Below are 13604 nucleotides of genomic sequence, written 5' to 3'. Positions count from 1 at the left end.
ATTGAATGATTATTCTATGATTAATAACCAGGGTTTTGCTGAATCTGTGGATTGTTATCAATTGCCCCTTGAGGAATTGGTAATTGCCACTTATGACTTGCAACAGGAAGCGACAAAACAGTCGCAGGGTTTCCTGCTCCATTAGATTCCGGACCGAAGTTAGATCTTTGAATAGGCAGAGCAAGTCTCTTTAATGTAAAGAATCTATCTGTTTCAAATGCTAACTCTAATCTTCTCTGTAACATAATTTCATTCCAAAGAGCTTGACCAGATTCTGTTCCTGGAACAAAACCAGAATATCTTTGAGCTCTTAATGTATTTAATAATCCTAGAGCTCCAGCTTCATTTCCTTTCTTATACATTGCTTCAGCAACATTTAAAAGTACTTCTGAAGTTCTTAAATACTTAACATCAACAGCTTCAATTGGCTTATCTGTAGCTTGTTTGTATTTAATTACGTTATTATAGTTCTTACCATTAAAAGGAGAAGTTATAATATAAGAAGATTTTCTGATATCTGTATCTGCGAATTTAGTATATAGATCATAGTCAACAACATATTCTGACTTAATCTGACCTCCTACAGTCTGATTATAAGCAGAACCTGTTTTAATGTTTTCAATACTTGAGTTCAATACTTTGAATAATACTCCATCAGTAGAAGTATCGTTCCAGATATTTTTGAAAGTTCCGATTGCTCCTACACTTGGTTTCAAAGCGATAGCTTTTTGTCCCCAAAGAATTGCATTATCATAGTCACCTTTATATAGATATACTCTTGATAACATACCTTGTACAGCAGCTTTTGTCAGTTTACCAACATTTGCTGATTGCGTAATGTTTTGTTCAGCAAAAAGTAAATCTCCAAGAATTCTGTCATAAACCTGATTTACGTTCAAGCTTCTTGTAGTTATTAAAAACGGATCAAATTTATCTACATATGCAATACCCATTGAAGTTCCCGCATCAGCAGACTGAGTAGGTATTTTACAATATCTTCTAACAATATCAAAGTGAGTAATTGCACGAAGACCTCTTGCTTCAGCTTCGATATTGGTTCTGAATGCTCCTGCAGGTAAGTTATTAATCTTATCAAGAACTGCATTAGCTCTAGCTGCCACAGCATAACCTGCTCCATACACAGAAGTAATCTCTCCTACGTTTCCAGCAAAGTTTAAGTTGTAACCATCATTATTAGATCTTCTTCCCTGAGGATTCTGAATTAAGTTATCTGAAAGAATATCTGGAATAATTAATTGGCTATTATCTCCAGCATAGTACCCTCCTGCTTTGAATGCATCATAAGCATAATCAACACCTCTTCTGAAATCTCCTTCAGTTGTATAATAGTTATCTACAATCAGTCTATCATTTGGCTGTACACTTAAATCATCCGTACAAGATGTTGCAGTGAAAGCAAGTGATGCAAATAATACTATTCTTACTATATTTTTTTTCATGATAAAATTGAATTAGAAGTTAACTTGCACTCCCATTAGGAATGTTCTTGTATTTGGATAGTTGTATAAGCTTAAAGCTCCTGGAATAAATGCTCCATTGTTAATCTGAGTTTCAGAAGCTACAGCGATTTCTGGATCCCCTGTAAAGTTAGTCCAAAGCGCTAAGTTCTGACCAGAACCGTATACTCTGATACTGTTTACAGGAAGTTTCTCACCTAAGAATTTCTTATCAAATGTATATCCAATTTCTACTGATCTTAGTCTTACGAAATCTGTTTTTTGTAAGAATTGATCTGTTGTTTGAAGACCATTTACGTTAGGTTTTGGCAATACATCCTTATCACCTGGGTTTTTCCAGTAGTTAAATGCATCTGTGCTTAAGTTTTGGTTATAAGCAGAGAAGTCAACAAGGTTTTGTCCTACAATATTGTAGCTATATCCTCCTGTCTGGAAAGAGAAATCTGCATTTAAGTCAAATCCTTTATATCTGAAAGTTGTTCCAAAACCTCCATAAGCACTTGGTAACGTAGATTTTCCTGGTAAGAACTGAGCATCACCTGAGCTATATACATTGGTGATAGAACCATCAAGTTTGTAGTACAATGCATCTCCATTAGTAGGATCTACCCCTGCACTTTTAACCATTTTAAATACTGTTGGCTCATTTCCGATGCTCATAAATGTGTAACCGTCTAAACTAAGCTGAGTGTTAGTTCCATACAAGCTCTTCACGTTATATTTAAGCATTGAAATATTTCCTCTTACAGACCAGTCGATATCTTTACTTCTGATGATATCAATATTCAATTCAGATTCGAAACCTTTGATTTCAATATTTCCGGCGTTAGTAACACTCGAGAATAAATATCCTCCACCTTCATATTGAGTACTTGGAATTGCATAAAGGAAATCTTTTCTGTCATCCTTAAATACTTCCGCACTTAGTTTAACTCTGTTATTCCACATTACAAAGTCAACCCCTAAGTTTTGAGATGTTTTAGATTCCCATTTAAGGTTTTTATTTCCTACGTTATTAGAAGGACCTGATGTAGGATCTAAACCATAGTCACCAGATACAATAGAAATAAGGTTTTGGTAATCAGCAAGAGCAGAGATATTACCTGTTGTACCAATACTATATCTGAATTTAACATCATTGAAGAAAGGTACATCAAAGAAAGATTCTTTTGCTAAATTCCATGCTGCTGAAGCAGACCAGAAGTTACCATATTTATTACCTTCTCCTAATCTTGAGTTTCCATCTCGTCTGATGGATCCTGATACGATATATCTATTAGCGTAGTTATAGTCAACAACTCCTAATAAACTCACGTAGTTTGTTGTAGTTGTATTACCTGTAACAGCAAATGGAGTAGCTGCAGAACCTACGTCAGTAATATCTGGTCCTAGCATAACTCTTTTTGTACCGGATAAACTACCGAATTGTTCCTGGCTATATTCAAATGCAGCAACTGCAGATACTTTATGTTGTCCAAAAGATCTTGTAAAGTCGAATCTGTTGTTAAATACATATGTCCAGAAATCTGATCTAGTATCTCTGATACTTCCATCCGGATATCCATATACTTTAGCAATATCTGAACCTTTTCTTACAACATATTTGTTTTTTCTAAGGTCATAGATCGTACCGAAAGTAGATTTAAATGATAATCCTTTAAAGAATTCGTATGTACCAAATACCTGCCCTGACAATCTAGTTCTCCAATCTGTTGTCACCTCATTTCTTCTAAGGTCAATTGGGTTAATAGAGTTTGTTGTAGGGTTAAATGAACCATTTGGATTATAAATTGGCTCATATGGATTCAATGAATATACTGAATAGAATGGGCTTAATGCGTTATATGAAAAACGCTGATCCTGGGTCTTAACATTTACGATACCAAAATCAAAACCTAACTTCATTTTATCAGTAATCTTCTGGTCGAAGTTAAATCTTGCATTATATCTTTTGAAACCCTCTAATTCTTGTAGGATCCCTGAGTCAGAATCATAACCGATAGAAGCATAATATGAGTTTTTATCTCCTCCACCTCTTACAGATAAGTTGTGGTATTGAATGCTTGAGTTTCTTAAAATTTCTTTTGACCAATCATGATCTTGTGCTAGCAACTGAGCTTTTTCCTGCTCTGTATAAAGTGGGTTTGGATTAATTCCAATAGTAGACATCTCATCTTCAAACTGAATCTTTTGTGCAGTATTCATCATTTTGAAGTTGATATCTTTTGGCTTATAAGCAAAACCAAATCTTGTATCATATGTAATGGCAGGTTTTCCTAACTTACCTCTTTTAGTGGTAACTACGATAACCCCGTTTGCTGCTCTAGCTCCATATACAGCTGTAGAAGCTGCATCTTTCAATTCTGTAACACTTTCAATATCTGTTGGAGGGATCGAGTTAAACTGACGTTGAGTCATGTAAACACCATCAACCACAAATAATGGATCAGATGCTCCTAAAGTAGAAGAAACGTTAATAGCTCCTCTAATTCTAATTGATCCTGGTTCTCCTGGCTTACCAGAGTTCGTAGACACCTGCAAACCTGACATCTTACCTTGAAGCATGTTTGTAATACCTGTACTTGAAGCTGACATTCTAGTTAATTCTTCACCAGATACTACAGAAACAGCTTGGGTAACTTCTTCTTTTTTCTTTTTTTGTACCCCAACTACAACAATCTCATCAATTACTTTAGTATTTGCTGTATCTTTTTTAGTTGTTTGCGCAAAAGCGGATTGTCCTAAAAAGAACATAACTCCTGCACTCAATACACATAATTTAACATTCATATTAACAAATTTTAATATATTTTAGCAACAAATATGTTAATAAATATTAACACTAGCAAATTTTTAACTTACATAAAATGAGATATTTTTAACAACAAACAGTGATTACAGCTTAAATTATAAATATATCGCAATTTTAAAAGGACAAAAAAGCTTAAAATTCAAACAAAATATAAAAACAAACACTTTAAATATCTAATTCATAAATTGATATTTTTTTATTTATAACCATTCTAAACTAAAATATTGAATAAATTTAGCTTTTAAGAACATATTTACATATAAAAAGAAGAAAATCCCCATATTTCATTCACAATCTCAACCAATTATCACCAAACCATCTTTTTTCCATAATGCTGATAAGATCAATTTTAAAAAACCTTACCTAAAAGCATCAAAATTCCCTACGTACAGCCAATGGGTTACACAAAAAATCATATGTCAGGATATAAAGATACCCAAATACTCTAACTGAAAAAAATTAATCAATACAAGAAATAAGACTAATAAAATACTTGACACCTTCATAAAAGACATAAAAAAAGTGCCATCTCATGAGATGGCACTTTTATCTATTATACTAAGATATTATTTAAGTTTTTTCTTAACAGCTACTTCTTCGTATACTTCAAGAATGTCACCTATTTCAATATCATTATATCCTTTAAGGTTCAGTCCACATTCGTAACCTTTTGTTACTTCCTTCACATCATCTTTGAAACGTTTTAAGCTTTCAAGCTCTCCGTCGAATTTAACAATACCATCTCTTAATAGACGTACTTTGGATTGTCTTGTTACTTTTCCGGTAAGAACCATACAACCTGCAATTGTTCCCACTTTAGAAATTTTGAATACTTCACGGATTTCAACATTACCAATTACCTGCTCCTGAATTTCCGGCGAAAGCATTCCTTCCATTGCTTCTTTTACCTCATCAATGGCTTTATAGATTACAGAATATGTTCTGATCTCAATTTCTTCACGGTCTGCAAGTTCTTTTGCATTAGCACCTGCCCTCACATTGAATCCAATGATAATAGCATCTGACGCTGCCGCTAGGTTGATATCAGATTCAGTGATCTGTCCAACCCCTGAGTGAAGAATTTTCACACTGATTTCCTCTGTTGACAATCTTTGTAACTGATCGGAAAGAGCTTCTACAGAACCATCCACGTCTCCTTTCAGGATAATATTCAATTCTTTGAATTCTCCTAAAGCAATACGTCTACCTAATTCCTCAAGTGTTGTATGTTTCTTGGTTCTGATTGACAATTCTCTCTGTAACTGTTCTCTCTTGTTGGCAATAGCCTTACCTTCACTTTCATCAGCATATACTCGGAACTTATCACCTGCAGTAGGTGCTCCGTCCAATCCTAAGATCGTTGCCGGAATAGATGGTCCTGCTTCATTAAGGTTTTTACCTCTTTCATCAAGCAAAGCTTTTACTTTACCGTGATTTTTACCTGCTACTACATAATCACCCACTCTTAAAGTTCCGGTTTGCACCAACATTGTTGCTACATAACCTCTACCTTTATCTAAAGATGCTTCAATAACAACTCCATTTGCTGCACGTTCAGGGTTTGCTTTCAACTCAAGCATTTCAGCCTGTAGTAAAACTTTCTCTAACAATACATCTACATTGTTACCAAATTTAGCCGAAATCTCCTGCGCCTGAACATTACCACCCCATTCTTCTACTAAAACCGGAGGGTTTAAGCCTGAAAGCTGTTGACGAATGTTATCAGGGTTTGCGTTCGGTTTATCAACTTTATTGATTGCAATAATCATTGGAACCTGAGCAGCCTGAGCGTGAGCAATAGCTTCTTTCGTCTGTGGCATCACATCATCATCGGCAGCAATTACAATAATTGCAATATCCGTGATCTGTGCACCTCTTGCTCTCATCGCTGTAAAGGCTTCGTGACCAGGTGTATCTAAGAAGGTAATTCTCTGACCGTTTTCCAGTTTCACATTATAAGCACCAATGTGCTGTGTAATTCCTCCTGATTCCCCAGCAATTACGTTGGTTTTTCTCACGTAGTCCAATAATGAAGTCTTACCGTGGTCAACGTGTCCCATTACAGTAACTACAGGAGCTCTTTGCAATAGGCTTTCTTCAGTATCCACTTCTTCTTCTGAATCTGTATCTTCAAGATCAGCATCCGAGAATTCAATTTTATAACCAAATTCATCTGCTACTAATAATAAGGTATCAGCTTCAAGTCTCTGGTTCATGGTAACCATTACTCCTAATGAGAAACAAGCAGAGATTACTTCAGTTGGAGAAACATTCATCAAACTTGCCAATTCACCTACTGTGATGAATTCTGTTACTTTAAGAGTTCTGTCTTGTGCTTCAAGCTCCTGCTGACGCTCATCCTGCTCTCTACGGAAAGTTCTTTTGTCTTTTCTGTGTTTTGCAGATTTAGATTTCCCTCCTTTATTAGTAAGTTTTTCTAATGTTTCTTTGATCTGGTTTTTAACTTGCTCGTCAGTCAGCTCAACTGGCATAACTCTTTGTCCAGGTCTGTTGTTCTGGCCTCCTTTTTTGAAGCCACCACCACCTTGACCCTGACGGTTTCCACCACCCTGGTTATTTCCAAAACGGTTTCCACCCTGGCCACCCTGACCTTGCGGACGGTTTCCTTGACCACCCTGACCCTGGCGGTTTCCACCTTGTCCACCCTGACCTTGCGGACGGTTTCCTTGGCCTTGACCACCTTGGTTATTGTTATTATTATTTCCTGAGTTTTGATTATTCCCCTGGCCTTGTTGGTTATTCTGGCCACCAGGCTTTTCAATTCTCTTTCTTTTCTTTTTTGCTCCGGCACCTGGCTTCGGCGCAAACTGAGTTAAGTCTATCTTTTCCCCAACGATCTTAGGACCATCAAGTTTCTGATATACTGTCTCAATTTTCTGTGGTTCCTGAGATTCAGGCTCAGCCTCTACTTTTGGAGTTTCCACTTTTTTCTCCTCTACAACTACTGGTTTTGGAGTTTCTTTTACAGGTTCCACAGGTTTAACTTCTTCTTTTTTCTCCTCCATTTTTGGCTTGTCTTTTTTCACAGGTCTGTTTCTAGATTCTATTTGAGACAAATCAATTTTATCCAAAACTTTAAATTCCTGCTTTTCAGGTACTGCTTTAACTTCCGGCTGTTGTTCTTCTTTCACGATTTCTTCTTTCTTTTCTTCAACCGGTGCTGCAACAGGAGCCACAGGAGCCGCAGGAGCTTCTTCAACTTCAGGCTTCTTAGGTTCTAACTCTATTTTACCTAAAATTCTAGTTTCTGGTTTATTTGCTTTAGCTCTTATCACTTCAGGGGTTTTCTTTTCTTCAATTTCCAGTTTTTCTTCCGGAACTTTAGTGATCACCACCTCATGGGAAGCCTTTCTTTGTTCGCCGTCTTTAGCAAACTCAGCCTCCAATGCAGAATATGCCGATTCTTCCAATTGAGCGTTAGGATTGCTTTCAACTTCGATACCCTTTGATTGTAAAAACTCTACTAATCTGGACATCGAAATATTGAATTCCTTAACCGCTTTATTTAATCTAATTTTTGGCATTTATATTATTTACTGTTTTTAATTTTTAAAATTAAAGTATTTCTTTTTTACTGTTTATTAAAATTTATTTAAAATCTTAATCTTCAAATTCTTCTCTCAGAATACGTTTAACCTCTTCGATTGTTTCTTCTTCAAGGTCAACCATATTTAAAAGACTCTCAGTTTCTTTATCCAATACTGATTTTGCAGTTGTAAGTCCTACTTTCTTAAACTCATCCAAAATCCACTGCTCGATATCGTCGTTAAATTCTCTCAATTCAACATCATCATCCTCGCTGGACTCTCTGTACACATCAATCTCATATCCTGACAACCAAGAAGCCAGTCTGATATTCTGTCCTTGTTTTCCAATTACTTTAGAAATCTCTTCAACAGGAGTATATACTAGTGCATAGTTTTGTTCCTCATTGATGTCAATTTTATTGATGGTAACATTTCCTAATGCTCTCTTCACTAAAATCTCAGGGTTTTTAGACCACTGAATAACATCGATGTTTTCATTTCTCAACTCTCTTACAACACCATGAATTCTGGATCCTTTTACCCCAACACAAGCTCCTACCGGATCAATTCTGTCATCATAAGCATCTACTGCAATCTTCGCCTTTTCACCAGGAATTCTTACTACCTTTTTCAGCATAATTGTTCCGTCCTGGATCTCAGGAATTTCCAGCTCTAATAACTTCTCAAGGAATTTAGGTGCAGTTCTGGAAATAATAATCTGTGGTTTAGAACCTTTAAAATCTACTGTTTCAACAATAGCTCTGATATTCTCACCCTTTTTAAAGAAATCGGATGGGATCTGGTTTTCTTTTGGTAAAATAAATTCATTTCCTTCATCATCCAACAAAATCACATGCTTGTGACGGATATGGTGGATTTCCCCTACAACAATTTCCCCAATTTTATCTCTAAACTGTTCGTACAGCATTGCATTATTATGCTCCTGAAGTTTTGTAGCCAGAATCTGCTTAAGGGTAAGAATATTTCTTCTTCCCAATTGCGCAACAGGAATTTCCATTGTAAAGTCCTCACCTACTTCGAATGTAGGGTCAATCTTCTTAGCTTCAGAAATTTCAATTTCCAAATCATCATCTTCAGACATTTCGTCCTCTACAATTGTTTTATTTAAAAATATCTGAAAATCTCCTTTATCCGGGTTTACAATCACATCAAAATGATCATCTGAATCAAATCTCTTTCTTAAAAGAGTCTTCAGTGAATCTTCAATAATTGCCATAAGATCAATTTTACTGATCCCCTTTTCGTCTTTAAAATCACCAAAGGATTCAATCAACGCTATATTATCCATCTATTCTTTTTTCTTTTTAAAATTTAATTACTACTAATGCTTTTTTGATCTCAGGATAAGAAATCTCTTTCTCTTCCTCCACATCTACTTTTCCTTTTCCGATATCTTTCGGCTTGCGGTAACGTAAAACAAGTGTGATCTTCTCATCATCTACTTTTGACAATTCTCCTTCAATTTTAGAAGAATCTTCCAGCATTACCTCAATTTCTCTTCCAATATTTTTACCGAATTGTCTTGGTGTGGATAATGGCTCGCTCAGTCCTGCAGACATCACCTGAAGGCTAAAGTCATGCTCTTCACGATCCATATTAAATTCAATTGCGCGGCTTGCATCAAGACAATCCTGCAAAGAAACTCCGTTATCACCATCCAAAATCACTGTAATATCATCCCCTGCAGAAATTTTAAGATCAATAAGAAACAGATCTTTTCTGGTCTCAAGGAATTCATTTAATAATTCTTCAATTCTTTTTCTAAACTCCATATATTTTTATCTTGATTTACAGTACGAAAAAAGGCTTTCTTCCGAAGCCTTCCCATTTTTTCCGTAAATCCATTGCAAATATAAGCTTTTTTTCTAAAAACACAAAATTATCTTAAGTATCAAGTAAATAGCGCCAGATTCATTTACAATAAATTAAAAGAATATGTCAGAGGATTTTTATTACTTTTGTCTTTAGAATTTTAAAACAAACATTTTGAATATAACGATTGTAGGAACAGGTTATGTGGGATTAGTTACAGGAACTACTCTGGCAGAACTTGGCAATTCAGTATACTGTGTTGATATTGATGAAAAAAAAGTAGAAGGTATGAAAAACGGCATTGTTCCCATCTATGAGCCGAACCTTGAAGAAATGTTTTTAAGAAACATCCAGTCTGAAAGATTATTTTTCACTACCAACCTTAAAGAAGCTTTAGACAAAAGCGAAGTAATATATCTTGCACTGCCAACCCCTCCGGGTGAAGACGGATCTGCAGATTTATCTTATATACTTCAGGTAGCTCATAATATTGGTGATCTGATGACTGAGTACAAAGTCATTGTAAATAAAAGTACTGTTCCTGTAGGAACCGCAGACAGGGTAAGAGAAACGATCTCTTCCAAAACAGACATTCCTTTTGATGTCGTTTCAAATCCTGAATTCTTAAGAGAAGGCTTTGCCGTTGAAGACTCCATGAATCCCTCAAGGGTCGTTGTAGGTGCCAGCTCAGAAAGAGCAAAAGATATCATGTCTAAAATATATCAGCCTTTCACCAATACCGGAATTCCTATTATCTTTATGGATGAGAAGTCTTCAGAACTTACCAAATATGCAGCGAATTCATTTTTAGCGGTAAAAATCACCTTTATGAATGAGATTGCCAACTACTGTGAAAAAGTAGGCGCTGATGTAGACAAGGTAAGACTGGGAATGGGTAGTGATGACAGAATCGGGCACAGATTCTTATTCCCGGGAATCGGATATGGCGGAAGCTGTTTCCCTAAAGATGTAAAAGCTCTTATAAAATCCGGAAAGCAGGAAGATTTTAATTTCCGGATTCTTGAAGCTACGGAAAAAGTAAATACAACCCAGAAAGTAATATTAGTCTCTGAAATTGAAAAATATTTCGGTGGAAATATTGAAGGGAAGAAAATTGCCATGTGGGGACTCGCCTTCAAAGCAAACACAGACGACATCAGAGAAGCTTCGTCTTTAGACAATATCGCGCTTCTGCTGGAGAAAGGAGCAGAGATTATAGCGTATGATGCCGTAGCAGAAAGCAATGTGCAAAAACTTCTAGGCAATAAAATACAATATGCCAAAGGAATGTATGATGCACTGGAAAATGCAGATGCATTATTTATTGCTACAGAATGGCCTGAATTCAAAAATCCTAATTTTGAGCTTATGGCTAAAAAAATGAAAAACAAAGTCATTTTTGACGGCAGAAATATGTATCCCTTGGAAATCCCTGAACAAAACGGATTCCATTATAAAAGTATAGGAAGAAAGACCATCTCAAAATAAATAAATGAAAAACATTATCATTACAGGAGGTGCCGGATTTATCGGCTCCCACGTTGTAAGAGAATTTGTAAAAAACAATCCGGATACTAAGATCATCAATCTCGATGCTCTTACCTACGCCGGAAATCTGGAAAACTTAAAGGACATTGAAGATGAACCCAATTATGTTTTCGAAAAAGCAGATATTACAAAACCCGAAGAACTCCGAAAAGTTTTTGAAAAATACAACCCTGATGCCGTTGTACATTTAGCTGCAGAAAGCCACGTAGACAGAAGTATTACCGATCCAATGGCATTTATCAATACCAATGTAAACGGAACAGCTAATCTTCTTAATCTTTGTAAAGAGTTCTGGACATTAAATCCTGATCATACTCATGGCAGATTCCCGGATGAAAAAAGAAACAACCTTTTTTATCACATTTCTACAGATGAAGTATATGGAAGTTTAGGGGAAACAGGTTTCTTTTTAGAAACGACATCCTATGACCCTCAATCTCCGTATTCCGCTTCAAAAGCTGCTTCAGACCATCTGGTAAGAGCGTATGGAAATACCTATGGAATGCCATTCATCGTATCGAACTGTTCTAACAACTACGGCCCGAATCATTTCCCTGAAAAGCTGATTCCACTTTGTATTTCTAATATTATCAACGAAAAACCGCTTCCTATTTATGGTGACGGAAAGTACACCAGAGACTGGTTATTTGTAATCGACCATGCCAAAGCCATTCATCAGATTTTTAAAGAAGCTAAAACGGGTGAAACTTATAACATCGGAGGATTCAATGAATGGCAGAATATTGATCTTGTAAAAGAACTGATCAAACAAATGGATGCCAAACTGGAAAGACCGGAAGGCTATTCTGAGAAACTGATCACTTTTGTAAAAGACAGACCAGGCCATGATAAACGTTACGCCATTGACGCCACAAAATTAAATAAAGATTTAGGCTGGAAACCATCGGTAACTTTCGAAGAAGGTTTAGGAAAAACCATCGACTGGTATCTTGAAAACAAAGAATGGCTTGAAAATGTAACCAGCGGAGATTACCAAAAGTATTACGAAAAGCAATATTCGTAAAATGAAAAAGTACTTATTTATATTTTTCGTGATTTTCTCAGCTTTGTTGTATTCGCAATCTGTCATTCAGACCAAATATCCCACTGAAACCCAAAAGAAACTTATTGATAAGCTTATTGAAGTGAGTGGATATAATGACTCATTGATGAAAACAGCCAACTTACTATTGTTCAGAAAGTCTATGCAGCATGAAAATGGTAAAAATTTCGAAATTTTAAATACAGAAGAAAAGAAAATCATCCTTGATAGAATAAGACATAATTATTCAAGAAAAGATAAACTCTATTTTGATTTCATGAATTTGACTGAAAAGAATCTGATGAATTTGATTCAATTTTATGATGAAAATCCAAATTTGAAATCCAGCAATTATATATTTTCCTCAGATATTATAATTCATAATCTGGACAATGAAATCAGCCATGAAGTCAATAAGATTTTAAAAGAAAAATCCACACAATAAAATGAAAGGAATAATATTAGCCGGAGGTTCCGGAACAAGACTTTACCCTCTAACAATCGCAGTAAGCAAACAGCTGATGCCTGTTTACGACAAACCCATGATCTACTATCCTCTTTCCACATTACTTTTAGCAGGAATAAAGGATATTCTCATCATCACTACTCCACATGACCAGGCAGGTTTTATCAAACTTTTGGGTGACGGTTCCCAAATCGGATGTAATATAGAATATGTAGTACAGCCTAGCCCGGACGGTTTAGCACAAGCTTTTATTCTGGGCGAACAGTTTATTGGTAATGATCCCGCTGCACTGGTATTGGGTGATAATATTTTCTACGGTTCGGAAATGGGAACGTTGCTTAAGAATAAAACCAATCCTGAGGGAGGTGTTGTTTTCGCTTACCATGTTGCAGATCCGGAAAGATATGGGGTTGTAGAATTTGACAAAGATCTTAAAGCTGTTTCTATTGAAGAAAAGCCTTTAAAGCCTAAATCAAATTATGCCGTTCCTGGTTTATATTTCTATGATAATACAGTAGTGGAAATTGCCAAAAACATCCAACCTTCCGCAAGAGGAGAACTGGAAATTACCGATGTCAATAATGTTTATTTAAATAACGAAAAGCTTGAAGTAGCTGTTCTGGACAGAGGTACGGCATGGCTGGATACCGGAACATTCGATTCTCTTCATGATGCTTCAGAATTTGTAAGTGTTATTGAAAAAAGACAGGGATTCAAGATCGGGTGTATTGAAGAAATTGCCTTCAGAAACAAATTCATTGATGAAGAAAAACTTCTGAAAACAGCTACTAAATACGGAAAAAGCGGTTATGGTGAATACCTGAAACAGCTTATAGAAAAATAACAATATAGTTTATAAAATTTGCACACTATTGGC

The 13604-nt window shown here is 35.8% G+C and carries 9 protein-coding genes; 4 read left to right on the top strand and 5 right to left on the bottom strand.

Annotated features, from left to right (window positions below; translation table 11 throughout):
* Positions 1-20: 20 nt before the first annotated feature.
* The 5 genes from ACWPWS_RS23535 to rimP all read right to left on the bottom strand — a co-directional run bounded on the left by ACWPWS_RS23535 (position 21) and on the right by rimP (position 9631).
* The gene (locus tag ACWPWS_RS23535; RefSeq protein ID WP_454048106.1) at positions 21-1460 is read right to left on the bottom strand and encodes a RagB/SusD family nutrient uptake outer membrane protein; all 1440 of its coding nucleotides are present in this window, start codon (positions 1458-1460) and stop codon (positions 21-23) included.
* A 12-nt stretch (positions 1461-1472) separates the two neighbouring features.
* Positions 1473-4268 (bottom strand): SusC/RagA family TonB-linked outer membrane protein, encoded by a 2796-nt coding sequence (locus ACWPWS_RS23530; protein WP_105683267.1) that lies wholly within the window; start codon positions 4266-4268, stop codon positions 1473-1475.
* 588 nt (positions 4269-4856) lie between these two features.
* The gene (gene infB, locus ACWPWS_RS23525) at positions 4857-7835 is read right to left on the bottom strand and encodes a translation initiation factor IF-2 (protein ID WP_454048105.1); all 2979 of its coding nucleotides are present in this window, start codon (positions 7833-7835) and stop codon (positions 4857-4859) included.
* Positions 7836-7911: 76 nt separating this feature from the next.
* Complete coding sequence (nusA, locus tag ACWPWS_RS23520; protein WP_105683265.1) at positions 7912-9147, bottom strand: transcription termination factor NusA; 1236 nt, start codon at positions 9145-9147, stop codon at positions 7912-7914.
* 16 nt (positions 9148-9163) lie between these two features.
* Positions 9164-9631, bottom strand: coding sequence for a ribosome assembly cofactor RimP (gene rimP / locus ACWPWS_RS23515; protein WP_105683264.1), 468 nt, complete (start codon positions 9629-9631; stop codon positions 9164-9166).
* A 214-nt stretch (positions 9632-9845) separates the two neighbouring features.
* Here rimP and ACWPWS_RS23510 point away from each other — a divergent pair, with 214 nt between their 5' ends.
* From ACWPWS_RS23510 to rfbA, 4 genes are read left to right on the top strand one after another with little or no spacing between them, the layout of a single operon-like run.
* Positions 9846-11159 (top strand): UDP-glucose dehydrogenase family protein, encoded by a 1314-nt coding sequence (locus ACWPWS_RS23510; protein ID WP_454048104.1) that lies wholly within the window; start codon positions 9846-9848, stop codon positions 11157-11159.
* A 4-nt stretch (positions 11160-11163) separates the two neighbouring features.
* The gene (gene rfbB / locus ACWPWS_RS23505) at positions 11164-12243 is read left to right on the top strand and encodes a dTDP-glucose 4,6-dehydratase (protein ID WP_454048103.1); all 1080 of its coding nucleotides are present in this window, start codon (positions 11164-11166) and stop codon (positions 12241-12243) included.
* A gap of 1 nt (position 12244) precedes the next feature.
* On the top strand, positions 12245-12706 hold the full coding sequence (locus ACWPWS_RS23500) for a hypothetical protein (RefSeq protein ID WP_454048102.1): 462 nt from the start codon (positions 12245-12247) through the stop codon (positions 12704-12706).
* Position 12707: 1 nt separating this feature from the next.
* Positions 12708-13571: a glucose-1-phosphate thymidylyltransferase RfbA gene (rfbA, locus tag ACWPWS_RS23495; RefSeq protein WP_309511699.1), complete on the top strand. Its 864-nt coding sequence runs from the start codon at positions 12708-12710 to the stop codon at positions 13569-13571.
* Positions 13572-13604 lie beyond the last annotated feature (33 nt).

The organism is Chryseobacterium sp. Marseille-Q8038, assembly GCF_965111995.1.
The sequence above is the reverse complement of the archived record's forward strand: the minus strand, read 5'-3'. Positions and strand labels throughout refer to the sequence as shown.

What these genes read in the sequence shown, in the direction of transcription:
- ACWPWS_RS23530 (WP_105683267.1), bottom strand. Translation starts at nt 4,268, where the DNA reads ATGAATGTTAAATTATGTGTATTGAGTGCAGGAGTTATGTTCTTTTTA.
- ACWPWS_RS23535 (WP_454048106.1), bottom strand. Translation starts at nt 1,460, where the DNA reads ATGAAAAAAAATATAGTAAGAATAGTATTATTTGCATCACTTGCTTTC.
- rfbB (WP_454048103.1), top strand. Translation starts at nt 11,164, where the DNA reads ATGAAAAACATTATCATTACAGGAGGTGCCGGATTTATCGGCTCCCAC.
- infB (WP_454048105.1), bottom strand. Translation starts at nt 7,835, where the DNA reads ATGCCAAAAATTAGATTAAATAAAGCGGTTAAGGAATTCAATATTTCG.
- rimP (WP_105683264.1), bottom strand. Translation starts at nt 9,631, where the DNA reads ATGGAGTTTAGAAAAAGAATTGAAGAATTATTAAATGAATTCCTTGAG.
- ACWPWS_RS23500 (WP_454048102.1), top strand. Translation starts at nt 12,245, where the DNA reads ATGAAAAAGTACTTATTTATATTTTTCGTGATTTTCTCAGCTTTGTTG.
- rfbA (WP_309511699.1), top strand. Translation starts at nt 12,708, where the DNA reads ATGAAAGGAATAATATTAGCCGGAGGTTCCGGAACAAGACTTTACCCT.
- nusA (WP_105683265.1), bottom strand. Translation starts at nt 9,147, where the DNA reads ATGGATAATATAGCGTTGATTGAATCCTTTGGTGATTTTAAAGACGAA.